Raw genomic sequence first — 25,847 nt, 5'->3', positions numbered from 1 at the left:
CGTCACGAAACAGGGGTGTTTTACATGCAACGAGTAGTCGCGATTACCGGTGGATTCGGCACACTCGGACGGGCGGTTGGCGACGCGTTTGCCGCCGATGGATGGAAGGTTGCGTTGGTGGATCGGGCATCCGTGCCCGACGCGTCGGCTCTCGACGAGCAGCGCGCGCAATGGCGGCTGGGCGGCGTCGATCTGACCGATCTCGGCAGCGCACGGACCGCGATGTCGTCGGTCGTCGAGCGCTTTGGATCGCTGAATGCATTGATCAACGTGGCCGGTGGTTTTCGCTGGGAAACGCTGGCTGATAGTGATCTGGATGCCTGGGATCTGATGTACCAGATGAACGTTCGCACGGCGGCGACGGCATCGAGGGCCGCGCTCGACCAGTTTGGTGCTGGACCGCAAGGCGGCCGCATCGTCAATATCGGTGCAGGGGCGGCGCTGCGCGCAGGCGCGGGGATGGGGGCCTATGCGGCGTCGAAAGCGGGCGTGCTGCGTCTTACCGAAGCGCTCGCCGACGAACTGAAGGATCGCGGCATTACAGTGAACGCGATTTTGCCAGGCACCATCGATACGCCGCAGAATCGCAAGGACATGCCTGATGCAGACTTTTCACGCTGGGTGCTGCCTGCTGACATCGCGGCAGTTATCCTCTTCCTCGCCTCCGAGGCTGCCTCGGCCGTGACTGGCGCGGCGATTCCGGTTACTGGCCGTTCATAGAGCTGTGCAGGGGGCGCGGTCTTCCGTAGGGTGACGTGCTGGCGCACGCTGGTTTGCGAGGCGATGGTCTGACGCAGTCAGTCGGACCATCGCGATCCCCTTGACGTTCAGGATCTCACGAAGGCCTTGCCACTCAGGTCAAGCGCGTCAGGGAATCCGTGCTGAATCCGAGGAACGGTTCACCCAGACGGGCGCGTCGAGCCCAGTGCGCGTCATGCAGCAGCGAGCGTCCCACTCCGATCAGATCGAACTCGTTGCGCAGGAACCGTTCGAGCAACGGCGTGAGGTCGGGCTGGGCAACGGTTTCCGTCCCGGCCATCGAGTCATAGAAACCTTTGTTGATCCCGATGCCGCCTACGGTCATCGACAGCTTGCCCGTCACCTTTTTCACCCAGCCGGCGAGATTCATCTCCGAGCCGTCGAACTCCGCACGATTGAAATAGCGCGTGCTCGCCTCGAAAATATCGACGCCCGCCTCGGCGAGCGGCACGAGCGTCTGTTCGAGTTCAGCAGGTGTGGTCGCAAGACGCGCCTTGAAATCCTGCTGTTTCCACTGCGAAAAGCGGAAACTGATGGGCATGGCTTCACCGATCTCCGCGCGGATTTCGCGGACCACTTCCACGGCAAAACGGCTCCTGGCAGTCCGATCTTTGCCCCAGGCGTCGGTGCGTTGATTGGTCTCACTCCACAGAAACGAATCGATCAGGTAGCCATGGCCGCCGTGAATGGCAATTCCGTCGAACCCCGCGGCCTTCGCGTATGACGCGCTGCGGCGATAGGCGGCGATGACATCCGCGATTTCTTCATCGCTCATCGCGCGGGTAGGGGCACTCACGCGCGCCAGATAGCCGGCATCGAGCGAGGCCAGGCGACCGGTCGGACCCCACAGTCCGGAAGGGCGCATAGGCTCTGCAGCAGGAACGGGACCGGTATTGGCTTCCTTCATCGGGCCCATGTGCCACAACTGCGGAAAAATCAGACCGCCACTCGTGTGTACCGCATCCGTCACACACCGCCACGCTGCGACCGACTCCGCCCCGGCCAGTGTCGGGATTGAGTTTTCTCCGAGACCGGCTTCACCGAGTGCCGACGGATGATCGATGCCGACACCTTCAGTGATGATGAGCCCCGTCTCGCCTTCGGCGCGCCGCTGGTAGTATGCAGCGACATCAGGCCCAGGCATGCCGTCGGGAGAGAAGCCGCGCGTCATCGGCGACATGACGATACGGTTTGCCAGCGTAACTCCGCGGACCGAAAGTGGCGTAAAGAGTGGCGCGGTGATCATACCTGTCTCCGTGCGTATAGTTGACTTGCGTACGGATAATGATACGCTATATTCCTGCCGCAAAAAAGCGCGTCGGCCCAGTTTCAGGTGATGGGCCAGATAGACGCACGGAGGAGGGCGGGACCTAAGTTCGCGAGTTGTGCTGGTGGTCGGGCAATTGATACTGCCACGCCGAGAGCAGCAACTGCTGAATGTGGGCAGCACGCTGCTCGCGTTGCGCGGGCGTGGTTGGAATGCCCATCAGGACTTCCACGCTTCCGGCAACGAGCGTCAGCAGGTCACGGGCGGCCTGCGGCGCGTCGGAGACGTTTATCGTTCCGCCTTGAGCGGCCGACGCGATGAAGGCCGCTACCGGTTCCAGCATCGCATTCACATATTGCAGGAATCCCTTCGCTACATCCGGAAAGCGATGCGATTCCCCGACACTGACGCGGGTGATTTCGATCGTGTCAGTGGACGCCATATGGTCCGTCAGTGTGCGTACAAGGACCAGCAATGTCTTCGAGAAGTCGCGGCGCGGTTTCAGCACTTGTTCGATCCTGCCACGCAGATCCGACATGCCGTGCCAGATAGCAGCGCGAAACAGGTCTTCCTTGGTGCCGTATTGCCGGTAAACGGTTGTCTTGCTGATTCCCGCACGCTCAGCGATTTCTTCGACTCTGGCTCCGCCGAACCCTTCTGCCCGGAAAGCCTGCGTGGCTGCGTTCAGGAGCCTTTCGCGCAATTCTGCGGCGGCGTCCTGCGTGGGGCGCCCCGCGGAGCGCGGTGCGGCTGTCGCAGTGCCGTCAACGGTAGCGGAGCGCGAAGCTCGAAGTGCCGAGGGCTTGACCATGGGCGGAGGGACACGAAGGAAAAGAAGAAAGTGTACTCACGTCCCTGCCGGTCCGCCAGTGGGGCCGACCTGGCGCAGGCCGGCGCGCCAGCTACGTCACACGTCGATCATGCCGCGGACATAAGATTCCATCGTGCCCGCGCACGACAGCTTGTCCTCGCCTTCCTCGAGATCCGCGTAACGGCCGACCTGTCTGACGAGCGGCCCCTGGAAACCGTCTGTGGCGCCCTTGGGTGAAAAGTCGACTGTCACCTTGTCGCCAGTGATGAATCCGCCCCAGTATCCTTCGGCAAGCAGATCGAAGAACGCAAAGCGGCCTTCGACTACCCCCTTGCCATCGGCGGGATTCAGCAGCTTTTCGCCTGATTTGTCGAGCACGAACGGGACGATCCACGGACAGATCGCATAGCCTTGTGCCACGTCGGACCAAGGGCCGGTGCCGATCATTTCGGACATGCCATAGCTGTTCTGGACGTTCTCCGGTTGAATGCCATAGAAGTCGACGATCTGCTTGCGGAAATCGACGGGCGCCTGAGTACCCTTCAGTCCACCGCCTGTGGTGATGACCGTCTCCGGATGACAGATGCCATCCGTCACGCCGCGCCGGCGAGCGTAGTCGACCAGCGTCCAGTGCAGCGACCAGTTGCCTTGCACGAGCACAGGTCCATCGCGGCGAGCGAGTAGTTTGTCCAGGAAACGGTCAATCATTGCACCGGTATGTCGCTGACGCGCTGCCGCCTGCTCCTGGAAGGCCGCTATTTCGCTCGGCTTTGCGCTGCCGTCGGCGAGCGCTCGACGCATGCGGCCCATCGCGATCGTCGCGGAGGCGAGCGCCGGCTCATCGAACATTAGTGTGCTTTCGCTGCCGAGCTGCGTGGCGGCGCTCAGGACTGGCCCGATATGGCGATGCGCGCCGCTCGGCGGCATCATCAGAAACACCGGACGCTTGCCGAAATCCCGTTCGATCAGCCTGTTTCCATACACGCCGAGTTTTACGCACGAGGCCGTTACGTGGTCCAGGTCGGCGCGCGTCTGATTGATGAAACTGCATTTGCCGGAGGTGCCGCTCGAACTGAACACATGATGTCCGGCGTTACGCAGACGATCCATCCATGCATCGACGTTGTCGACTCCGTCGACATTGACGTCAGTCACCGGTGTGCTCGTCAGCGTTTGCAGCCAGGTATTCAGGTGCTTCCAGCGGCCGCTTTCCACGAACTGCTCGGGGTAGCTCTTGTAGATCTGGTGCGCGAACAGCAGCGGCACCATGTCGGCTTCGCTGCGGATTTCGTCGACGCCCGTGTCGGCGGCGCGACGGCCTAGCAGTCTGATCTGTTCACGGCGTTGGGAGAAACGCTCCTGCATTGCCGTCAGTTGAAGCGCGCGCAAATTGTCGGGATGGCGGCGAAACGGGTCGCCGTCCTGTTCAAGCAGATCGTAAAAGAGGTTGAGCGTCGACATGGTATCTCCGGCGTGACGTAACGTTGCGTCACGCGCCAGTGCGGTATTGATCGAAATCCGTGGCGCTTGAGACTTCGAGCCACGCGTCGAGGTTTTCCTGCAAGGACGCAAGTTTGTTGCGCACAACGCTCACGGCATCGGGTCCGAGCGGCAACCTCAGCGGTGGCGGTTCGGTGTAGACCGCCTGGATGATCGCCGCCGCAGCCTTGGCCGGATCGCCGGACTGCGTACCGTGATAGTGGGACATCTGTTCGCGTATCCCGCCCACGGATTCCGCGTACGCAGGTTCGACGGCTTCGCTCCAGCGCAGCGAGCCGCCCGCAAAATTGGTGCGAAATCCGCCGGGTTCGACGAGTGTGACGTGCACGCCGAACGGTTTGAGTTCTCGCGCAAGCGACTCCGACAGGCCTTCGACCGCATGCTTGGAAGCGCAATAGAAGCTGCATCCCGTGATGCCGATCAACCCCGCGACAGACGACAGGTTGACGATATGTCCGGAGCCTCGCTGACGGAAGTGCGGCAGCACGGCCCGGATGGTGTTCACGGTGCCGAAGAAATTCGTATCGAAGACCTGCCTCGCCTCGGCGTCGGAGACCTCTTCCAGTGCGCCGAACAGACCGTATCCGGCGTTGTTGACGAGCACGTCGATGGTGCCTGCGTGAGCAAGCGCCTCTGCGATTGCGCGAGGCACGGCAGCTGAATCGGTGACGTCGAGCACGACGCCATGTGCGAATCCGGCAGGCGACATCTGTTCGAAGGCGGCGATCTGAGATGCGTTGCGTACGGTACCGACCACCCGGTCGCCACGAGCCAGGACGGCTTCGGCGAGGGCGCGGCCGAAGCCGGACGACACACCCGTGATGAGCCAGACAGCGGAGGATGTCGGTATAGCGGTCATCAAAAATCTCTCCCGAATGAAAGCAAAGCGGATTTCACACGGGCCGGCCGGCTTCGACTACGTCGCCCGCTTCTTCAGATATCCACTTCATGAAACGGTGGATGGGAAACATGCCGTCATGTGGATAGCCGCCGACGCCGTCCGAAATCGATTCGCCGAGCGTCACGATGCGCTGCACGCCGGCACATGCAAGCCCATCGCGTACTTCGACGACGCGATGCGGCGGATAAATGCCCACGGTCTGCGTCGCCACGGTGGCAAAGCGGGTGGCATCACGCAGGCTTTGCACCGGCACGACATTCACGGTTTTGCAGATGGGATGGAAGTCCACCCGCTTGTCCGACCTGATGACGAGGCCCTTCCCGTCGTATCCCCCGAACACGCGATAAAGGGGTTCCATCTCGCGCAATACGTCGACTGCCTCGCGGATGTCGGCCGGTACGAGAGGACCCTGACCGTCGCCATAGCGAAAGTTTTCGCCAAGCGCGGCTGCCAGATGTTCGCAATAGCGGTCGGTGTCTTCTTCATTGCCTTCTATGAACTGATAGCGGCTCGCGTTACACGCATCCTGATTGAACGACTGCACGTCGGCTGCGCCGGCACGCGCCACCTGCTTCAGCAGTTCGTCAGAAGCAAACGCTTCCCGGCCGATCAGCGAGATCGATACCTTGGGGTCGAATGCGACCAGTTCGAGACCGGGGCCGGCGTAACGCATCGCGTGGCGCACGGCGCTTTCGCCGCCCCACACGACAAGCTTGTCGAAGTACTGCGGGCGATACAGGATCGACTCGACGTTTTCGTCGCCACCGCGCCAGTAAGCTGCCGAAAACGACTGTGTCAACGGATGTGCCGGGTCGATCTCGGCCATCGTGCGCAGAATGGCGGTCGCGGTGAACAAATCGTTGGACGGCAGTTTCAGCAGATGCACGCCTTTGGTCAGTGCCGCGCGCATCACCGTCATCGCCGCCACCATCGGCGAATTACCGGCAAGTATGTGAACCAGTCTGGGCGGAAATGCGCGCAGACGGCTTGGGCGGCCACGCAATGTGCGCGGCATCCAGCCGTCAATGAAGCCGGCCTCGCCGAGGCTGAGGCGCAATTCATCTTCGATCACGCCGCGGGAAAACAGGTTCGGGATATCGCGGTAGCAATTCTCCAGAATTCGACGCCCAAGCGGACTCACTTCGATCATCGATTCGAGTGCCTGTTGCATCAGGCTGTTCACATCCAGATGCAGCCGCGGACCGAGTTCGACGAGGAAATCGATGACTTGTGCAATCGGCAGATCGAATGCCGGACCCGCCTGTGTACGGGGCCAGACGAGATCATCGAGATCTATCGCCGGCGTGCAGAATCCTTTGCCAAGATCGCGCGATACGTGCGTGACTGCATTCCCCACCACCGTTCGCCCACGATAGACGTGCGGCACACGCAACGCCGCAGTGGCGCCACCTTGCGGCGATGGCCCGGTTTCCCGGGTTGGTGATTCGACGTGATCCATGTGGTACTCCTGCGCGATTGGATTAGGTGCAATTCAGGCGCCCGGACGACGGCGCGGAATGCAGGGCGGGTGGATGTTGTCAGCTCAGTTGGCGATCGTGCGATCCATGAACTGCTTCAGCGTATTGACTTCGTCATCCGTGAAACCGTGCAGTTCGAGTGATCCACCCGATTCCTGCCAAAGACGCATCTTCGATTGAATGCAAATATATGCACACCATTCGAAAACCGCAACGAATATCGTCGTGTGGTTTTCCCCAAGTTGTTGGCGGTCGACTCCGCGCGCGACGATGTAACAGCATCCTCAGCAGGAGATGAGGTTGGACGATCTGATGAGACCCTTCGTCACGAACCAGGTCCGGGATTTGCTGGCACCAATAATGCAACTAGTAGTTGCATTAAATTGAGCTCAAGACTAGACTCGAATCCCAAGCGCCACGGGTGGGATATCGGCCGCACGAATGAGCCGCGACGAACAATAAGGAGACGAAATGACCTCAGTACTGGAAGCTGGTGTGCTGCCGGCCATGCAGGAACTGCACGTATCGAACGATATCCTCGACGACCGCGCGGCACTTGATGCAGCTTGGGAGCGCGATGGCTATTGGTTCTTCCGCGGCGTGCTGGATACGGAGGCGGTCGAACGGTTGCGCAGCAAATTTCTCGAGGAGATCTCGCAGCTCGGCGTGATTGCCCCTGGCGATCCGATCGCTCGCTACAACGGCAAGAGTCTTGGCGAATTCCCGTTCCGTATGGAACCGCTCGCAACACGCAAGATATGGAAACCGTTTGCTGCCGAGCCGGCCATCCATCGTTTCTTCACCAGACTGCTTGCCGACGAACCGTTCTGGATTCCGACAGTGGAATACCGCGCGACGCCGCCAGCACAGGACCGCTCACGTCCTCGCTTCGATTACGTTCATCAGGACGGTTTCTACAACGCGGGAATACCGTTCCTCATCTGCTGGATCCCGCTCGCGGAAATTGATGCGAACGTCGGCGGGCTGGTACTTGCCGAAGGGCTGCATAAAGGGCCATATTTGCACGATCTTTCGCAGCCGCCGCTGTTTCCGATTCCCGATGGCGCAGTACCCGCACACGCGTGGCGTCGCACGACTTATCGGCCGGGCGATGTGGTCATCATGCATTTGAACACTCCGCATACCGGCGTGGCGAATTACTCGGACCGCTTCCGGCTCTCGATGGACATCCGGGTGATGGCGGCGTCCGGTAACACGCCGATCGTCGGCAATATCACTTCTATCACGCAGCATGAGGTAGCGGTGCAGGGCGAGGACGGCCGCAGCGGAACGTTTATGCTCGATGAGAGTACGTATAGCCGCGGTCTCGATGGCGGCAAGGTACCGCTCGAGGAAATCCCCATGCGCTTTCACCCCGGGGACGAGGTTATTCTGGCGTCGCATGAAGGCCGCGTGACAGTCTTGCGTCCTCCTCATTAATTGTTCAACGGTTTACTTCGTATTGGGTAACGAGATGCCTTATCCGAAAACATTCCATCGGCGTCTTGCGAGTAAGGTCGCGATCGTGACAGGGGCCGGTTCGCAAGGTAACGGCGTTGGTACGGGCAAGGCGATTGCCTGTGTTTTCGCGCGTGAAGGCGCATCGGTGTGTCTTGTCGACCAGCATGAGACGCGAGCCGCCGAGACGCTTGCGATGATTCATGAGGCGGGCGGCAATGCGTTTGTCTGTGCTGCCGATGTCACTGACAGTAGTGCCTGCGCCCGTATCGTGGCCGCCACGGTCGAGCGTTACGGCGCGCTCCACGTGCTGGTGAACAACGTCGGCGTGGCAGGCGCGGGCGGCCGCTTCGATAATCTCGACGAGGCCGCGTGGGATCGCATCATCGACGTGAATCTGACGAGCGCGTTTCTGATGAGCCGCAGCGCGGCCCCTCAACTGGTCGCGGGTGGGGGCGGCTCGGTGGTCAATGTGAGTTCAACTGCGGGAATCAGGAGTCATGGGTCGGCTGCCTACGGGTCGTCAAAGGCCGGCATGATTGCATTGACGCGTGAACTGGCGGTTGCTTACGGGCGCGACGGCATGCGCGCCAATGCGATTGCGCCGGGTCATATCCTCACGCCGATGGTCGAATCCATGCTGGACGACGAGGCCAGGGACCGGCGCCGGAAGATCGCGCCGCTCGGCATCGAAGGAGACGCATGGGACGTCGCATCAGCCGCGTTGTTCCTCGCCAGCGACGAAGCGCGCTTCATTACCGGCGCGTGTCTTCCGGTCGATGGCGGCGTGACGGAGATCGCGGCGCTTTGCGCATATGAACTGATGCAGCGGTGAGGTTCCGTTGAGTAAGCGTGCTTCTGATGCGCTAGTTCGTGCCTTCTGGCCGGATTGATAATTTTGGATTGCAAAACAAAGATGTCCGCAAGTCGGTCAGGGAGACACTTTGCATGGCAGGAGTATCGCTGGAACAATACGGTCCACGCGAGTCGATGGAATACGACGTCGTGATCGTCGGCGGCGGCCCGGCTGGCCTGTCCGCGGCGATCCGCCTGAAGCAGCTGGCGGCGGAAAAAGGCGTCGAGCTTGGCGTGTGCGTACTGGAAAAAGGCTCGGAGATCGGGGCTCATATCCTGTCGGGCGCGGTGATGGATCCGCGCGCCATCACCGAACTGATCCCGGACTGGAAGGAAAAAGGCGCGCCGCTGACGGTGGACGTGACCGAAGACAGATTCCTGTTTCTGACCGAAACCGGCTCGAAGAACGTGCCGATCTGGGCGCTGCCGGACAACTTCAAGAACCACGGCAACTACGTGATCAGCCTCGCGAACGTCACACGCTGGCTGGGTCAGCAAGCCGAAGCGCTGGGCGTGGAAATATTTCCAGGTTTTCCTGCTGCCGAGATCCTCTACAACGACGACGGCTCGGTCAAGGGTGTGGCCACCGGCAATCTGGGCATCGGCAAGGATGGCGAGCCGACCGAGAATTTCCAGCTCGGCATGGAATTGCACGCGAAGTACACGCTCTTCTGCGAGGGCGCGCGTGGGCACCTCGGCCGCCAGCTGAACGACAAGTTCAAGCTGCGCGAAGGCGTCGATCCGCAGGTCTACGGTATCGGCATCAAGGAACTGTGGGACATCGATCCGGCGAAACACAAGCCGGGTCTGGTGATGCACACTGCCGGCTGGCCGCTGGAGAACGACACGTACGGCGGCTCGTTCCTCTATCACATGGACAACAACCAGGTGGTGGTGGGCTTTGTGGTCGGTCTGGGCTACACGAACCCGTATCTGTCGCCGTTCGAGGAATTCCAGCGCTACAAGACGCATCCGGCGATCCGCGCGGTACTCGAAGGCGGCAAGCGGGTGTCGTACGGTGCGCGGGCGATCACCGCGGGCGGTCTGCTGTCGCTGCCGAAGCTCGTGTTCCCGGGTGGCGCGCTGGTGGGTGACGATGCGGGCTTCCTGAACGCATCGCGGATCAAGGGTTCGCATGCGGCGATCAAGACCGGCATGCTGGCTGCCGATGCTGCGTTTGAAGCGGTGCAGGCCGGACGCACTAGCGATGAACTCACCGCTTACCCGGAATCGTTCAAGACCTCGTGGCTGCATACCGAGCTGCATCGGGCGCGCAACTTCAAGCAGTGGATGAGCAAGGGCCTGTACCTCGGCACGCTGATGGTCGGCCTCGAGCAGAAGGTGCTCGGCGGCAACGTGCCGTGGACGCTGCATCACCAGCATTCCGATCACGAGATGCTCAAGCCTGCTTCGCAGTGCAAGCCGATTGTTTATCCGAAGCCGGATGGGAAGCTGACGTTCGACCGGTTGTCGTCGGTGTTCATCTCGAACACCAATCATGAAGAGAACCAGCCGGCTCACCTCACGCTGAAAGATCCGTCGGTGCCGGTGAACGTGAACTGGCAGACCTATGCCGGTCCGGAAGCGCGGTATTGCCCCGCAGCGGTGTATGAGTTCGTGAAGAACGACGACGGCAGCGAACGTCTCGTGATCAACGCGCAGAACTGCGTGCATTGCAAGACCTGCGATATCAAGGACCCGACCCAGAACATCGTGTGGGTGACGCCTGAGGGTGGCGGCGGTCCTAACTATCCGAATATGTAGTCAATCTTCGAGCTGAACATAGAGTTAAGAAGCGGCATGAAACTTGTCAGATCCATTGAGGAATTGCGCGCCCAACTGCGTGGCCAGAGCCGAATCGCCTTCGTTCCAACCATGGGCAATCTGCACGAAGGTCATTTGTCGTTGATGCGCCTGGCACGTCAATATGGCGACCCCATAGTAGCCAGTATCTTCGTTAACCCGTTGCAATTCGGGCCGAATGACGACTACGCAAAATATCCGCGCACGCTCGAAGCCGATATCGAAAAGCTACAGAAGGAAAATGTCTACGTGCTATTTGCGCCGACCGAGCGTGACATGTATCCGCAGCCGCAGGAGTATCGTGTTCATCCACCGCATGCGCTTGGCGACATGCTCGAAGGGGAGTTCCGTCCGGCTTCTTTCATGGCGTGTGTACGGTTGTCATGAAGCTGATGTCTTGCGTACAGCCTCGGGTGGCCATGTTCGGCAAGAAGGACTATCAGCAGTTGACGATCGTTCGCGAGATGTGCGCGCAGTTTGCCTTGCCTGTCGATATTATCGGCGCCGAAACAGTGCGCGACGTCGATGGCCTTGCGCTATCGTCGCGCAATCGCTTCCTCGCGCCTTCGGAGCGAGCGGAAGCTCCTGCTTTGTATCGGACGCTGAATCAGGTTCGTGACAGGATGCTAAGCGGCGCGAGCGATCTGAAATCGGTCGAGCTAAAGGCGTTTAGCATACTCGCTGAAAGGGGCTGGGTTCCAGACTATGTGTCTATCCGCCGGCGCTCGGACCTTCGAGCACCTGATCCGCAGGAACTCAGCGTGGAACCGCTCGTGGTGATGGCGGCGGCGAAGCTCGGCACGACGCGACTGATCGACAATCTGGAAATCTGAGTGGACAACCATCCCGGATGAAACGGTATGCCGTCGTGCTCGGCGCGTTGTCGTTTCTCCGTAACCACGTGCCAGCAGTTATGAGTCGGTCAACTCCCGTTGACCTGCCTGCGCAGGTCGGGCTTTCGAACTTTCCCCGAGGCTGTGCGCGGTAACTCAGCAACGATATAAAGACTTTCCGGAGTCTTCTGACGCGCTACGCCAGCCTCGGAAAAATGCTTTTGTACGGACGCGAGGTCGAGAAACGCGCCTTTCTGAAGCACGACCACGGCGCACACTTTCTCGCCGTACCGCGAGTCGTTTTGGCCGACGACGGCTACGTCCCGTATCGCCGGATGCGTGGCAAGTACGCGCTCGACCTCCTGCGATGAAATGTTCTCGCCGCCACGAATCACAATGTCTTTCTTGCGATCGGCGATCGTGAGACAGTTTGCCGAATCGAGCTTGCCAATGTCGCCGGTGCGAAACCAGCCATCGGGGGTAAATGCATTTGCGCTGAGTGTCGGGTCGGTGTAGCCGACGAACAGCTCGGGGCCCTTGGTCAGAATCTCCCCCTGGCTGCCGGACGGTAAGTCTCGATCCATCTCATCCACGATTCGCACCAGACTGCCAGGTTGAACGCGTCCGTCCGTGTAAGCGCGCTGTTCGAAGGAGCTGTCGCGCCAGCCTATGCTGACCGTCGAGTGTTCCGTCAATCCATAAGCGCGAGTGCCCGCGAAGCCGGCGCGATCCGCCAGTTCGATATGTTCGGGTGTGACGCCGGTTCCTCCCAGACCGTAGGCCGCGAGAGACGAGAGATTATGCCCTTCGAGCCGGGCCGCCTCCAGCAGACCCTGCAGATGAAAGGGCGTGCCGCCGGAAAGGCGTACCCGATAGCGCTCGATCAGCTCGGCTGCGAGCGATGCATCCCAGCGGTCCGTGTACACCATCTCCGTCGCGGTCACGAAAGGGCGCAGCAGAAAATTGAAGCCGGCGATGTGACCGGCAGGGAAGGGGGTGAAATAGGGCCCGGGGCCATCGATGAAGGGGATGGACCATTCGGCGCCGACGGTCTGGTGCGTATGTTGCACACCCTTTGGCGCTGCCGTGGTGCCCGACGTATAGAGCAGCAGGCAGACGTCCTGTGGCTGCGGGGGCGGCGAATAGGCGTCGATCGCCGATGCTTGTGAAAGCGCTTCAACGGCCTCGAGCGTGATGCCGTTGCGTGGCGTGCGATTGCCGACGACGATGACGCGCTCCAGATCAGGCAGGCTGCCCAGCGCGTCGATGCGTTCCAGGAAGTCGATCCCACGCCAGCGCTCAGGCACACACAGGAAGCGCGCCCGCGAATCCCGCAGGATGAAACCCACTTCGGCAGGCCCGTAGATATGCACGATCGGCACCAGCACCGCACCGACTTCCAGCGCGGCCAGGTAGAGAACCGCGGTCTCCCGCTGCGTTGGCAGTTGCATGGCGATAGCGTCACCGGCTCGCAACCCGAGGGCGCGCAACCCGCTGGCGAGGCGCGCCGCCGTGCTCAACAGTTCCAGCGTGGTGACGCTCGCGACGCCTTCCTCTGTATGAAAGTGCATGCGTGTTGCAGGATGGGCCTGCACAGATCTCGACAGCAGCAAATTCAACGGGACATCGGGTATCCAGTCGTTGCGATGGGCGGCGCTGTTCATGTCGACGGCTCCAGCAAGTCCCGCAAAAGATCGACCAGCGCAAGAGGCTGATCCAGCATGAGGTGGTGGTGCGCGCCGGGCATCGTCACGGGCCCACGCGCATCTGGGATGGCGGCCACTATTCTGGTCGCTCGCTCGGCGCTGACCACCGCGCTCTTTTTCGCATGGACATAAGTGACCGGAACTGTGATGCGGCCCAGCAGTCCGGCGTCGCCTTCGACCGGTTGAAGCTCGCGCAGCGATGGATCAAAACGCCAGGTCCAACCCGCATCGGTTTGACGTACCGACATGCGCGCGAGATGCGCCAGCAACCATGGTTCGCATGCCTGACCAGGGATGAGACGGAAGTGGGCAATGGCAGTCCCGGCGTCGGGATAGGGACGCGGCGCGGGGCGCCTGCCGATGATCGGAAGGTCATCTCCAGGCAGCGCGTAGTAAGAGTCCAGCACGACAGCCTGACGGATCAGTTCGGGAAACATCGCGCAAGCCTGCAGGAGGCGTGAGCCACCGAAACTGTGGGCTACGACGTTAGCGGGGGCGATGCCCGCCGCCCCGACTACGGCGGCGATGTCGCGAACAAAACTGTCGGCGCGGTATTCGGAGCGATGACCACTCTCTCCCATACCACTGAAATCAAGCGCGAAGACACGATAGCGGTCCGTGAAGGAGGGCGCGATAAAGTCCCACCAATGGCTATGGCCGAGAAATCCATGCGCAAACAGCAAGCCAGGCTTGTGTACGTTATTGGCATTCCAGGAGACGAAATGGACACGGACGCCGCTGGAGTGGGTGAAATGTGATTGGCGTGGCTGTCGCAGAGCCGATACGAACCACGACGGCGCGGTATCAGTCATCGCTCGAGTTCCGTCATTGATGAGCGGCGAATATGATCCGGGTGCGGGACTGGTCGCATCGCTTTGCGCACCGGTGGTACCAGTGATGAGGACTGTGCCTGCCGATTGAGTCATTGCATCTCCTGGTTGAGCTTCCGCTGGACGTTCGAGCCACGCTGACTAAGCCTGCATGGAGCGCCGCTGCCCAGGATGGACGCATATGCAGCATTTTCATACGCTGTGGATGACAGATTCTGTCGTTCACATTATCATACATGGTTCACATTTGTGGGTGCGTAGTTCCGGCAACGCTCATTGTGAGCCGTGCCTGGATATGGGGGTTTCGATGGTCCTTCATCTACAGGTGCAGCGGAACCTGTGTTTTCGGCCTGGCCGCAATCGGTGTGCCGGATGTGCGCTGGGGTGAAGAGTCGTAGTCATGCTGATTTACCACCGCCTCAGACATTCTGAAAATTAGACGATCTCATATGAATATAGGCATTCCATCAGAAACGAGGGCGCACGAAACCCGCGTCGCCGCGACGCCCGAAACGGTCAAGAAGTACGTGACCCAGGGCCACCGGGTCACGATCCAGAGCGGCGCCGGCACCGGCGCAAGCTTTCCTGACGAAGCTTTTACAGCCACCGGCGCGGAAATCGTCGATGCGGCTACTGCTTTTGGGGCTGATCTAGTCCTCAAGGTCCAATCCCCGACCGATGCCGAATTGGGCGTCCCCGTGATTTCATTGCAGATTACGACGATAGCGCGATCTAGGCTCAACAAGGGTTATCGGTCAGCCCCTAATATTTAGTTTATATAAATCAAATGGTTGCTGTTCGGGTTTCGCGATCAGCCGCGCCATAGCGCGCTCCGACAATTGTCTGTTGGGGTAATCTATATGAACGCGTCCCGTTTGCGCTAGTTTCTCGTGTGTTCCGATAGACAGGATGGGCTGCGGATCTATATCCGGCCTTGATGCAGCCACGACGTCTGCTGCTGGCCCCTATGAAATACGCTGACTCGATCCTCATTCGTCCGGCGAGCTCAAAGCTCGTATTACCCCTCAGGTCTATCGAGTCCCGGTCCTACCTGGCTTGTCATTACACTCGATTGCTGCGCAACCTTTCGACGTTCACCCTGTGCTAAAAGTTGATCTTCTACATCGTGTGCGAGCCTTTCAGACCGGCTTCACGCTCACATAGTCCTTCTGGTAGGGCCGGTCATGGGCCAGCACCGCCCAGATCGTTCGGGCCATCTTGTTGGCCAATGCGACGACCACAACGTTCTTCGGCCGTCGCGTCTTCATCTGCTCAACCCACTCGCCGGGCGCCTTCCCGCGTGTCACCACACTCCGTGCGCCGTGAATCAGCAGTGTGCGCAGATACGTGTCGCCCCTCTTGCTGATCCCGTGCAGGTTCACCTTGCCGCCCGAGCCCGTCTGCTTCGGCACGATCCCAATCCACGCGGCAAACTCCCGCCCCGAACTAAATGCTTTCGGATCGCCCATCATCGCGACTGCCGCCGTTGCTGTCAGCAGCCCCACGCCGGGAATTTCACTGATTGCCTTCACCGCTTTGTCTTCCTTCTCCACTCGCGCATACGTCGCTCGATCTCGGCAACCTGTTCGTCTAGCTTCGTCAGGGCGTTCCACTGCTCACGAAACGTATCAATCAGCACGGCGGGCAGACGCTCAGCCAACCGTTCGAGCACAGCCGGTGTTTCCTTGTCCAGCTTGCTCCGGCTCTTGCTCATCACTTCGCCGTATTCCGTGAGCAGCCCTCTCAGGTTATTGATCTGCATCGTGCGGAACTTGATCAGTTGCTGCCGCATCCGGTGCAGCGCCAGCATCGCCTGCTGCATCTCGGTCTTCACTGCCACTGCCTTGCTCGGTTGCTGTACCGCCAGCCAGATCGCCCGTGCATCCGCCGCATCGTTTTTGTTCCGTATGTTGAACGCCTTGACGAACTCCGCTGGCATCAGCTTGACTTGGTGTCCCATCTTCGCCAGTTGCCGGGCCCAGTGGTGCGCTCCGCCGCACGCCTCCATCCCGATCAGGCATGGCGCACGATTCACGAAGTGCTCGAGGAACTTTGCCCGCTTGATCGGCCTGTTCACGATTTCTCCGGTTTCCTGATCGATGTAATGCACCTGAAAAACCGACTTTGCGATGTCAATCCCAACAGGCGTAAGCTTCACGATGGATCCTCCGGTTTGCCTGGAAAACTTCGTATTTTCCACGTGGGCACATCGATGCCGTTGGCCCGTGAGGATCCACCTTTCTTTGCTCACCTGGTCACGGGGTGGGACGCGTTCATTTCAATTCGTCCGAATCGTGCAAAATCTGGCGGTAGTCGCGTGAAGAACCGCTTGCAGTAAGGCTCAGCGGTTCTGCGACTTTCTCGCATTCGGCGATTTTGCAAGTAGTTGATCCACATGGACTTTCAGGATCAAACCGCCAGATTTCGCACGGAAAGTACGATAACCCCGGCTTCCGCATGCTCGATCCGGTCGGGCAGCTCGAGCCTCGCGCTGAAAGCGGGAGGCAACTCCAGCCATTCGTACACTTCGGGCGCCGCGCCCGTTGCGCGATCGAGCGCATCCAGCAGCGCCGTGCCGCAGCGCTTCTTGAGGCCTGCGCGGGGTAGTCGCCGGACGTCGTCGACCGTTTCGCATCCCAGTCCGTCGAACCATTCGGCGTAGGGGCGCGCAGGCGGCAGGGCAGGTAACGGCACGCGACGCAGCGTACGGTCGACGGAGCGCAACGTGAGCGCGATGCCAGCCGATGACCGGGCGAAGAGCCACGCGGCCTGCCCCGTCGGTGCGACAGAGAGTGCCGCGGTCACGCCGAACGTGGTCTCCGTTTCACCCGCCCGCCGGCGCAGTGGCCGAATGCCGCCGAAGAGGCGCAGGCTCGCCGAGACGTCGGCCAGCACGACCGATTCCTCCGCCAGCACCACGTGGGGGGTGAACTGCAGCAGGGCGAACGCCACGCCACGAACAAGCTCCGCTTCACGGGTGAGATCACGTTCCCGAATGACCGCGTCGGGGGCGAGCGTCAACACGCCACCGCGGCGCATGCCGGGCACGATGCCGGCCGAGTGCGCCGCGCGGTCGAGCGCGACAACGCGGTCCTTCTCCAGCACGACAAACCCGACCTCATTGCGTGGCGTCGACCAGCGCGGGAGAAACGACTCGAGGGCGAGGTGCGGCAGATGTACGCCGATCCAGAGTTGCATATCGGCTCAACAGGGCAGGTGAAGGTACGAGAGAAACGAAAACGGGTTCGTCGCGCTGCGGTCCGCGGCGCTTGACGAACATCACTTCAATACCGCCCCTGGCGGCTCGCAGCGCAAGCCGCAGCGGCGCCGGCGACGTCGCCTGGGCGGCCGCGAGTGGGCGAAACAGGAACAGCAGGGTGTCCGAGGCCTGAGCGGCCAGATGCAGGCGCCGGAGCGCTTCCTGCCGGGCTTCGGCCTGCCAGAAGAGCAGGGCGCCGCAGGTGCCGGCACGCAGGATCTGCTCGGCGGCCCACAGCGCATCAGCCGTGCGTGGTGCGCGCAGCACGCAGGCCTGTCCTGCGGGAACGCCCAGCCACGCCAGTCCGGCGGGTTGCAGCCGGTGCGGCGGCTGCAGCAAGAGCAAGGGGCGGGATCCAACGGTCGCCAATGCGGGCTGCAGCAGACGCAGTTCACCGCAGCCCGGCTGCGGTGTGAGCAGTTCGGTGAGCGCGCCCGCGGGCCAGCCGCCGCCCGGCAGCTCGGCGGCCAGCGCGGCGTGGCCGCACGACACCACCCGATCGAAGCCGGCGGCCAGCTGCGAAGCGCGCCATAGCGTTATTCCCCCCGCCTCCGAATACATACTTGAGTCGAGGACAGCATCGATGGAGCGGGCCCGTTCATCTGGGGCACGTATCTGCCGAGCGGCCGCGTCAGTGCGATTCACGATCAAGCTCCAAAAGTACTGTATAAATATACAGTAATTCTAGCGCAAGATTTCAAGATTGCGGGTCAGCCGCCGAGATCCGTCGCCATGCGGTGGGGCAGCGGTCGGCGTTCGTGCTTCAAGCGGGTGCTGGTTTCTTTGAATCACGGGCTGGCAATAGAAGCTGGGTAGGCAACAGTCGGCCAAACGGCGGGGCATCGGCTGATAGCTGCCCTTTGCTGCTGCAAAAATCGAAACCTCAGCCAGTTTCCACGTCAACTCAGCGCACCTTATGCGACGTCCACCACGATTTTCCCGCGTGCAGTGGCGTCCGTTATAGCGTCAAAGGCGAGTTCCGCGGACCCTAGATCGAACCGGCGAGGATCGAGATTCGGCGTGAGCTTGCCGGCTTCCGTCAGTCGTGTGGCTTCGCGCAGCATCTCTCCGTGGTGCGCGCGATGCAGGCCCGTCAGGAGCGGATAAAGGGTGAACACCCCTGAGTACGTCGCTTCGCGAAACGACAGCGGAGCCAGCGAATGTGTACCCCAACCCAACGCGCTGACCACGTGACCAAAATGCTTGACTGCGGCGAACGAAGCATCGAGCGTTGGGCCACCAACGGTGTCTACCACCAGGTCAAAGCCTGCGCCCTGCGTCAATGATTCGACGTATTGCTCGACAGACTGCGCCCGGTAATCGATCGGCGTAGCGCCTAGACGCGCAACGAGATCGTGGTCCCGTGAACTCGCTGTCGTGAAGACCTGTGCACCGAGTGCGCGCGCCAGTTGCACCGAGATATGCCCGACACCGCCTGCTCCTCCTTGTACCAGCACGGTTTGCCCCGCTTGCAAACGCGCCCGGTCGACAATGCCGGAATACGACGTGATAAACGCGAGGGGCAGTGCCGCGGCTTCGCGCATCGAAAGATTGGCCGGTTTGATCGCGAGGAGGTCGGCATCGACTGCTGCATACTGGGCCAGCGAGCCCTGAATGCCGCCAACGCCGCCCGTCATCCCGTACACCTCGTCGCCGACCTTGAACGCGGTGACGCCGGGGCCAATGGCGTCAACTACGCCGGCCATATCAATGCCTAACAGCAGCGGCAGCGGATGTTTGGCATGCGCTGCGCTTCCGGCGCGTATCTTGGTGTCGAGCGGATTGAGGCCGCTCGCGGCAATGCGCACCCGCACCTGGCCGTGCGCGGGTTGTGGCATTGAGATTTCCGTCAATTCGAGCGGGCCGTTGTAGCGATTGAGGACGAGCGCCTGCATGGTCATGATCATTTCCTTTCCGATGGAACAAACAAGTCGATACGTGCAGAATGAGCCATGCCAAAAGGCATGTAAATCAACGTTATTGCACGGATGTCAAACAGAAATGAATGAGATGGCGTTCGACTGGAGCGATGTTCGGATCTTTCTGGCGATTGCCCGCTGCGGCACGCTGGGGGCGGCTGCAAAGCGCGTTGGACAGACCCAGCCGACCATGGGCCGCCGGTTGCGCGCGCTCGAGGAAGCGCTCGGACACACGCTGTTTCAGCGCACCAGCGATGGCTTCGTCCTGACAGACGACGGCGCGGTTGTGCTGTCCTATGCCGAGAGAATGGGGGAGGAAGCGCTTGGCTTCACGCGCGCGTTAACCGGCAAGGAAACGCAGCTAACCGGGCTGCTGCGGGTCTCGTCGTCGGACTGGTTCGGCATGCACATACTCACGCCGGTGTTCGCGCGCTTTCTGGCGAAGCACCCGGGTATCTCGCTGGAGCTTGTCACGGATTCGCGCCTCTACAACCTCGCTCGGCGCGAAGCGGATCTGGTGTTCCGCATCACGCCCTTTGACGAACCCGACGTCATCCAGCGCAAGCTCATGCACATCGAATATGCGCTGTACGGGCATGTCGATCTGATCTCGCCTTCATGCGGGGAGGGTGACGGTCATAAGCTGATCAGCATGGACAGCGCGTTCGGCTCGCTGCCCGACGTCGAGTGGGTCAAGCGCATGCTGCCCAAGGCGAAGATTGTGTTCGGCAGCAACAATCGTGGCGTGCAGGCGCGCATGTGTGTCGAAGGAAGTGGCTTCGCCGTGCTGCCGTGCCCGCTTGGCGATGCGACGCCTGGACTTCGGCGGATCGATCTGGGCGAAGCGCCGCCTGGGCGCGATGTCTGGCTTGGCTATCACCGCGATCTGCGTCGCGTCGCGCGACTACGTGCACTTCTGGATGCGACGATCGAGGCGTTAGCGAGCGTTTGAACCAGCGTCGTATTGACAGTAACCCCCGCCCGTCTTGCGCCCGAGGCAGCCCGCTTTGAAGAAACGCAACCCGACGACATCGCGCGGCCGCTGTGTGGCTCCAGCGATGTCATCAAGATCCAGATAAGCGTGCGACCAGAGCCTCGTCATTCATCGTGAGGCTCCGATGCGAGTACAGCAACGCCGTCAACTGCCCGCACGCCTTGTCCAGCCGGCAGCACGAAGATCGGATTGATTTCTGCTTCGACAATACGCCCGCCAAGCCGCACGGCCATTCGCGCAAAGGCAACGATTGCGGTCACGAGGGCATCAATATCCGCGCGTGGCCGTCCACGGTACCCGTCGAGGAGCGGCCACGTTTTCAGTTCGTGAATCATCTCGAGCGCGTCGTCGCGCGACAGCGGCACTTCGGTGGAAATGAGTCGCATTGTCGTGTCCTTGAACAATTCCGCTGTGACGCCGCCCATGCCGAGCAGCAATGCTGTGCCCAACGGGTCTCGATGAAGGCCGAGAATCAGTTCCGTCCCCCCCGTCACCATTTCCTGAACGAGAAACGCATTCGCGGATACGCCGGTCGCGGTTTCAACGTCGTCCCGCATGCGGTTCAGGCGCGCCCCGATGCTGTCAGCCGTGACCCCAACCGCTACGCCGCCGACATCGCTCTTGTGGGTGATCGTGTTCGACAGCAGTTTGAGCACGACCTTGTCACCCAGCTCGCGAGCGGCGCTCTCGGCTTCGTTCGCGTTCCCGACGACAAGCTCGCGTACCGCTGTCACATCGAAGCGGGCAAAAAGCTCTTTCGCCTGCGCTTCGTTTAGTGATCCGGCGGGCAGATCGCTCACGTTGACTTCTGCTTCAGCGTGTTGTTCGGCAACACTCACGGGGCGTTGCATGTACTCGCCGTGCTGCCACATCGCTGCAAGTGCGCTCGTCACGCTTTCGGGCGAAGGGAAGGCTGGCACTCCCTGCTCGTTAAGCAAACGCGTGATCTCCGGCGCGTGAGGACTCACAAATGCCATCACGGGTTTGTCACTCCCGGGCAGCGAATCGCGGATTGCGCCAGCCATCAGGTCGGGCATCGCGAGGCCCGACGATCCAACGATAACCACGACTGCGTCGTAAGTCGGACTGTCGAGTAGCGTGCCGATCGCACCGCGCAGGAGAGCCGGCTGTAGACCCGCGAGCGTCACGTCGATCGGATTGCGGTCGAGTACTGCATGATCGCCGGTCTGGAGCGCGCGCAGCTTTGCAGCAGTTGCTTCATCAGGAGGCGGGGTCTCAAAGTCCGCCATGCCGAGGCCATCGGTGACGAGCGTGCCCGCACCGCCAGTCGAGGTCAGAATCGCCACCCGTCGCCCAGAGAGCTTGCGGCGCGTAGCGAGCGCATGAGGTATATCGAGCAGGTCGGAGAAGGTCTGGGCGCGAATCACGCCGACCTGGCTAAAAAGCGCGTCGTACATGCGGTCTGAACCGGCCAGCGCACCCGTATGCGAGACCGCCGAGCGCGCGCCTGATTCGGAACGCCCGATCTTGAACACCACGACCGGCTTGCCTGCTGCCGCCGCCCGTAAAGCCGCGCGCCGGAATCGTTCCGGATGACGCAGCCCTTCCATGTAGAGCGCGATAACGGAAGTCGAATCATCGTCCACCAGATAATCGACGAAATCTGCCATGTCGAGGTCTGCTTCATTGCTCGTCGACACCAGCTTTGACAGGCCAATACCGCGTGCTGCCGCCCGCGACAACAGCGAGCCAAGAATCCCCCCGCTTTGTGATACCACGCCGATCCCACCGACCGTGAAGGTGTCAGTCTCCAGTGCTCCGCTTGCCGACAGCGTGATGCGGTCGCTCAGGTTGACGAGCCCGATCGTATTCGGGCCGAGCAGGCGCATGGACCCTGCTGCCTCGATCAATTGCGCCTGACGTCTGGCACCTTCCTCGCCTATCTCTGCATAGCCACTCGCCAGCACGATTGCAGCGCTCGTTCCGCGGCTCGCCAAATCCCGCACCGCAACGTGGGCGCGCTCGGCCCCGAGCAGCACGATACCGACATCGGGCGCGTGCGGTAAGGACGCTACATCGGGATAGCAGGGCAGGCCATCGATCGAGTCGTAACGCGGGTTAACAGGGTAGATGTGGCCGTCGAAGCCGTGCTTCCTGAGGTAAGCCACTGGGCGGCCGGAAGTCTTGGCTGCGTCCGCCGATGCGCCGATTACCGCTACGCTCGCCGGACGCATCAATTTTGAAATTGCGTTCATGTCGATGTCCTTCGTGCTCACATGGTTTTGTTCAGAAATGCGAGCACCGAGTCGCGATGTTCACGGCTTGTGTAGCAGACGGCCTGCGCCTGGCTGCCTTGTGCAAACACCTGATGCGCGGACAATTCGTAGCTCTGGTTGAGAATGCTCTTGCCCAGCGCGAGCGCTGTGGCCGAACCCTGGCTCAATTCGGCGGCCCAGGCGTGGGCGTTGGCGATGAGCAAATCCGGCTCGCTCAGGCGATCCGCGATGCCGATTTCCAACGCTTCCTTCGCATCCACCTTGCGCCCGCTGAAAATCAGTTCCTTCGCCCGCGCGAGGCCGACCCGTCGCGGCAAAAAGTACATGCCACCGCCGTCGGGAATCAGCCCGCGTTTGATATAGCTCCACGTGAAGCTCGCATCGTGCGACGCGAGGACAAAGTCGCAGGAGAGCGCCATATCAGCACCTAGGCCAGCCGCCGCGCCGTTGACTGCGGCGATGGTAGGTTTGGGCATCGAGTAAAGCAGATCGACTGTGTAGTGCACGAGTTGCTGACGGGACCAGCCATTGAACGCAACCTCGCCGGCGGGCGCTTCCATACGTTGCGCCATACCGCTTACATCACCGCCAGCGCAAAATCCCTTGCCGTTACCAGTCAACACCAAGGCGTGTACGTCACGGTCGCGCGACACGGTCTCCAGCGCTGCGATCAGTTCGGCGCGCATTTCGTTGGTGATGGCGTTACGCTTTTCAGGACGATTCAGCGCGATCGTGGCGACCTGTGAGTCGATAGTGACTTGAATGGTGGATGTGCTCATGCGTGTCTCGATGGTTGAATTGGAGTCGACTGACTGGTCAATCTGCCAATGCAGCTTAGCCCCACCGCCCACCCGCGACACCCCATCAATTCCATTCTGTGGAACGGAGCGTGTTTTATCCCAAGGGTTGAGCAATTCCACTGTATGGAATTGGCTGATTGTCATCGAGCGTTCGGCACCGATAATGGATTCCAACGCAGGACACTTGTCATGACGATCCTGCGGTCCATACAAGCCCGGAGACATGATGCACGCAGCCCGTTCCAATCCGATCGACGTAAGCGCCGTCGCGCAACCGCAGACAGAGGCTGTCTACCGGAAAGTCACCTGGCGGCTGCTGCCGTTCCTCTTTATTTGTTACGTCTTCGCGTATCTGGATCGCGCCAATATCGGTTTTGCGCACCTGCAGTTCTCGCGTGACATTGGTCTTTCCGACGCCGCATTCGGTCTGGGTGTAGGACTCTTCTACGTGGGCTACATGCTCTTCGAGGTGCCGAGCAACCTGTGGCTCGCGCGAGTCGGCGTGAGAAAAACGCTCATGCGGATCATGGCGCTATGGGGCATCGTTTCGGCGGGCACCGCATTCGTGCAGACGCCGACGCAGTTCTACATCGCGCGCGTATTGCTGGGCGCAGCGGAAGCAGGATTTTTCCCGGGCGTGATTCTCTACTTCACCTACTGGTTTCCGGCCGCGCGGCGGGCCCGAGTCACGTCAATCTTCATGACGGCGATCTGCGTATCCGGCATTATCAGTGGGCCCGTGTCGGGATGGATTCTCAATAGCATGTCGGGCTTACTTGGCTACAACGGCTGGCAATGGCTGTTCCTTCTCGAAGGATTTCCGTCAGTGATCGCCGGTGTCTTTGCCTATGTCTATCTGACGGACCGCCCCGAGCAGGCGACCTGGCTCTCGGACGACGAGAAGGCCCTCCTGCTTGCGGAGCTTAACCGGGACGCGCAAACGAAGGCCGCACGCGCTCATGGTTCGATCTGGGTCGCATTGAAGGAGCCAAAGTTCTATTTCCTGACGTTCGCCTATTTCAGCGTGCCGTGGGCGAGCATCGTCGTGCACATCTGGGCACCGAGCGTGATCCAGAAAAGCGGCGTATCGAACTACTGGCACATTGGGCTTCTTTCCGCGATTCCGTATGTGGCCGGGGCAGTCGCGATGTATCTGCTCGGCCGGAACTCGGATCGTATGTTGGAGAGGCGGTGGCATTTCATGGCAAGCGCATTGATGGCCGCGCTGGGCGTCGCGCTTTTGCCGGCGGCGGCGAATCACGCAGGCATTCTGGTAGCACTGCTTTGCATCGCGACGGCTGGTTATCTGGGCATGCTGTCGCTGTTCTGGACGATCCCACCCGCGTACCTGTCGAGCACCGCCGCAGCAAGCGGGATCGGCCTCATTAGCAGCCTCGGCCAGTTTGGCGGGATTTCGGCACCTTCGGTCATCGGCTATGCATCGACGCACTTCGGCAGCAGCGCCGTGGGGCTCTATGCGGTTGCGTTCGTCTCCATTCTCGGCGGTCTTGCAGTGGTGCTGGGTATTCCAGCGCGCGCGATCAGTGAACGCCGGGAATGAAAGAGAGGCTTGCAGTCTTCAGCCTTCCAGGCGGGCGCATGCGGCTGTAATCTCGTCGCGCAGACGCAGCAGGGGCGCCGCGAGTTCGCTTACAACGCTGTCGTTTGACGCCGCCGTGCGGACGCTAAAGTTGAGGACCAGCAAACGATGTCCGGGAATGGCGAGGGGCGTCGCGAGTGCGATCACTTCCGGCTGCCAGCTTGCAACGCAGAAGCCGCTTCGGCGCACATCGTCTACAGCCTCAGTGATTTCCCGCGCGAGACGCTCCCAGCCGCTCCGTTTGCGCCGCTTGAACGCGTCCATCAGGGCGGTGAATTCCGTCAGCGGCAGCGCTGCGAGATACGCGCGCCCGAGCGAAGTCAGTTCCATCGGCACGCGTTGTCCAGAGACGATCGTGCGTAATGAGGCTCGCTGGTTATAACGAATGGACTCAAGGTAGACCATCTCTTCCCGGTCGGCGCCCGCGATTCCGACATTGATGCGCTTTGCCTGGGCAATATCGCGGATTAGCGGTCCTGCAGCATTGAGTACTGTGGATCCACTGCGCAACGCCTGCGCCAGACTGAGCACGGGTAGGCCCAGTCTGTACGCCCTGCGTACCATATCGTGCTCGAGATAGCCCGCCTCCACGAGCGTTCGCGTCAGGCGGCTCACCGTCGCCTTCGGCAGGCCGGTGCGTTCCGCGAGTTCCCCGTTGCCGAGAAGCGTCGCACCGGGACCGAACGCGCGCAGCAGTTCAAGCCCGCGCTCGAGCGATCTATTCGATGGGGTAGCGTTCGATTCCGGATGTTGATTCTTGTGGTTCGCCATAGACAGAAAACGGTACAACGGTGTTGACCCCACGGCCGTTGCGAAGATAGTCGATAGATACTTACC

General features: G+C 61.0%; 18 protein-coding genes and 4 pseudogenes. 8 read left to right on the top strand and 14 right to left on the bottom strand.

All coding sequences use genetic code 11. The annotated features are described in order from the left end of the window. Positions 1–24 precede the first annotated feature (24 nt). Complete coding sequence (locus tag AC07WT_RS13955) at positions 25–720, top strand: SDR family NAD(P)-dependent oxidoreductase (protein WP_492592807.1); 696 nt, start codon at positions 25–27, stop codon at positions 718–720. 133 nt (positions 721–853) lie between these two features. On the opposite strand, the gene AC07WT_RS13950 is transcribed toward AC07WT_RS13955, so the two are convergent. The 5 genes from AC07WT_RS13950 to AC07WT_RS13930 form a co-directional block, all read right to left on the bottom strand. Further along, on the bottom strand, positions 854–2,209 hold the full coding sequence (locus AC07WT_RS13950) for an NADH:flavin oxidoreductase (protein ID WP_494947509.1): 1,356 nt from the start codon (positions 2,207–2,209) through the stop codon (positions 854–856). Further along, positions 2,130–2,729 carry a TetR/AcrR family transcriptional regulator gene (locus AC07WT_RS13945; RefSeq protein ID WP_492592809.1) on the bottom strand — a complete coding sequence of 200 codons (600 nt, stop codon included), beginning with the start codon at positions 2,727–2,729 and terminating at the stop codon, positions 2,130–2,132. Before AC07WT_RS13945 ends, AC07WT_RS13950 begins: the two co-directional genes overlap by 80 nt. 204 nt (positions 2,730–2,933) lie before the next feature. After that, positions 2,934–4,298 carry a hypothetical protein gene (locus AC07WT_RS13940; protein WP_494947508.1) on the bottom strand — a complete coding sequence of 455 codons (1,365 nt, stop codon included), beginning with the start codon at positions 4,296–4,298 and terminating at the stop codon, positions 2,934–2,936. Between the two features lie 28 nt (positions 4,299–4,326). Beyond that, positions 4,327–5,196 carry an oxidoreductase gene (locus AC07WT_RS13935; RefSeq protein WP_492592811.1) on the bottom strand — a complete coding sequence of 290 codons (870 nt, stop codon included), beginning with the start codon at positions 5,194–5,196 and terminating at the stop codon, positions 4,327–4,329. Between the two features lie 34 nt (positions 5,197–5,230). Then, positions 5,231–6,697 carry an acyl-CoA reductase gene (locus AC07WT_RS13930; RefSeq protein ID WP_494947507.1) on the bottom strand — a complete coding sequence of 489 codons (1,467 nt, stop codon included), beginning with the start codon at positions 6,695–6,697 and terminating at the stop codon, positions 5,231–5,233. A 490-nt stretch (positions 6,698–7,187) separates the two neighbouring features. Here AC07WT_RS13930 and AC07WT_RS13925 point away from each other — a divergent pair, with 490 nt between their 5' ends. From AC07WT_RS13925 to panC, 4 genes and pseudogenes are all read left to right on the top strand, one after another. Further along, on the top strand, positions 7,188–8,156 hold the full coding sequence (locus tag AC07WT_RS13925) for a phytanoyl-CoA dioxygenase family protein (RefSeq protein ID WP_494947506.1): 969 nt from the start codon (positions 7,188–7,190) through the stop codon (positions 8,154–8,156). Positions 8,157–8,190: 34 nt separating this feature from the next. Next, complete coding sequence (locus AC07WT_RS13920) at positions 8,191–9,009, top strand: SDR family NAD(P)-dependent oxidoreductase (RefSeq protein WP_492592814.1); 819 nt, start codon at positions 8,191–8,193, stop codon at positions 9,007–9,009. 113 nt (positions 9,010–9,122) lie between these two features. Beyond that, positions 9,123–10,793 (top strand): electron transfer flavoprotein-ubiquinone oxidoreductase, encoded by a 1,671-nt coding sequence (locus AC07WT_RS13915; protein WP_494947505.1) that lies wholly within the window; start codon positions 9,123–9,125, stop codon positions 10,791–10,793. A 36-nt stretch (positions 10,794–10,829) separates the two neighbouring features. Beyond that, positions 10,830–11,665, top strand: a pseudogene (gene panC, locus AC07WT_RS13910) (pantoate--beta-alanine ligase). An 89-nt stretch (positions 11,666–11,754) separates the two neighbouring features. Here the strand turns inward: panC and AC07WT_RS13905 are convergent. Together AC07WT_RS13905 and AC07WT_RS13900 are read right to left on the bottom strand one after the other, a co-directional pair. Further along, the gene (locus tag AC07WT_RS13905; protein WP_492592816.1) at positions 11,755–13,329 is read right to left on the bottom strand and encodes an AMP-binding protein; all 1,575 of its coding nucleotides are present in this window, start codon (positions 13,327–13,329) and stop codon (positions 11,755–11,757) included. Then, positions 13,326–14,297 carry an alpha/beta fold hydrolase gene (locus AC07WT_RS13900; RefSeq protein WP_492592817.1) on the bottom strand — a complete coding sequence of 324 codons (972 nt, stop codon included), beginning with the start codon at positions 14,295–14,297 and terminating at the stop codon, positions 13,326–13,328. The genes AC07WT_RS13905 and AC07WT_RS13900 overlap by 4 nt, the downstream gene beginning before the upstream one ends. A 353-nt stretch (positions 14,298–14,650) precedes the next feature. Here AC07WT_RS13900 and AC07WT_RS13895 point away from each other — a divergent pair. Then, positions 14,651–14,890 (top strand): annotated as a pseudogene (locus tag AC07WT_RS13895) (NAD(P)(+) transhydrogenase (Re/Si-specific) subunit alpha); the annotation flags it as partial. A gap of 450 nt (positions 14,891–15,340) precedes the next feature. Here AC07WT_RS13895 and AC07WT_RS13890 read toward each other — a convergent pair. The 4 genes and pseudogenes from AC07WT_RS13890 to AC07WT_RS13875 all read right to left on the bottom strand — a co-directional run bounded on the left by AC07WT_RS13890 (position 15,341) and on the right by AC07WT_RS13875 (position 19,361). Next, a pseudogene (locus AC07WT_RS13890) lies at positions 15,341–16,359 on the bottom strand (IS110 family RNA-guided transposase). Between the two features lie 278 nt (positions 16,360–16,637). Then, positions 16,638–17,399: pseudogene (locus AC07WT_RS13885) on the bottom strand (Y-family DNA polymerase); the annotation flags it as partial. Beyond that, positions 17,320–18,021 carry a translesion DNA synthesis-associated protein ImuA gene (gene imuA, locus AC07WT_RS13880; RefSeq protein ID WP_494948432.1) on the bottom strand — a complete coding sequence of 234 codons (702 nt, stop codon included), beginning with the start codon at positions 18,019–18,021 and terminating at the stop codon, positions 17,320–17,322. The gene imuA and the pseudogene AC07WT_RS13885, both read right to left, overlap by 80 nt. A 353-nt stretch (positions 18,022–18,374) precedes the next feature. Next, a complete protein-coding gene (locus AC07WT_RS13875) occupies positions 18,375–19,361 on the bottom strand; it encodes a zinc-dependent alcohol dehydrogenase family protein (RefSeq protein WP_492592819.1) in 987 nt (328 codons plus the stop codon). Positions 19,362–19,461: 100 nt separating this feature from the next. Between AC07WT_RS13875 and AC07WT_RS13870 the strand changes: the two genes are divergently transcribed. Then, positions 19,462–20,331 carry a LysR family transcriptional regulator gene (locus tag AC07WT_RS13870; RefSeq protein WP_494947504.1) on the top strand — a complete coding sequence of 290 codons (870 nt, stop codon included), beginning with the start codon at positions 19,462–19,464 and terminating at the stop codon, positions 20,329–20,331. Positions 20,332–20,477: 146 nt separating this feature from the next. Here the strand turns inward: AC07WT_RS13870 and AC07WT_RS13865 are convergent, their stop codons facing one another. Continuing rightward, on the bottom strand, positions 20,478–22,589 hold the full coding sequence (locus AC07WT_RS13865; RefSeq protein ID WP_494947503.1) for an acetate--CoA ligase family protein: 2,112 nt from the start codon (positions 22,587–22,589) through the stop codon (positions 20,478–20,480). A gap of 17 nt (positions 22,590–22,606) precedes the next feature. Further along, on the bottom strand, positions 22,607–23,389 hold the full coding sequence (locus tag AC07WT_RS13860) for an enoyl-CoA hydratase/isomerase family protein (protein ID WP_492592843.1): 783 nt from the start codon (positions 23,387–23,389) through the stop codon (positions 22,607–22,609). A 247-nt stretch (positions 23,390–23,636) separates the two neighbouring features. Here AC07WT_RS13860 and AC07WT_RS13855 point away from each other — a divergent pair, with 247 nt between their 5' ends. Then, complete coding sequence (locus AC07WT_RS13855) at positions 23,637–24,971, top strand: MFS transporter (RefSeq protein WP_492592822.1); 1,335 nt, start codon at positions 23,637–23,639, stop codon at positions 24,969–24,971. Positions 24,972–24,989: 18 nt separating this feature from the next. Here the strand turns inward: AC07WT_RS13855 and AC07WT_RS13850 are convergent, their stop codons facing one another. Continuing rightward, complete coding sequence (locus tag AC07WT_RS13850; RefSeq protein ID WP_492592844.1) at positions 24,990–25,781, bottom strand: IclR family transcriptional regulator; 792 nt, start codon at positions 25,779–25,781, stop codon at positions 24,990–24,992. Positions 25,782–25,847 lie beyond the last annotated feature (66 nt).

Source organism: Paraburkholderia sp. GW821-FHT02A12 (assembly GCF_059422005.1).
The sequence above is the reverse complement of the archived record's forward strand: the minus strand, read 5'-3'. Positions and strand labels throughout refer to the sequence as shown.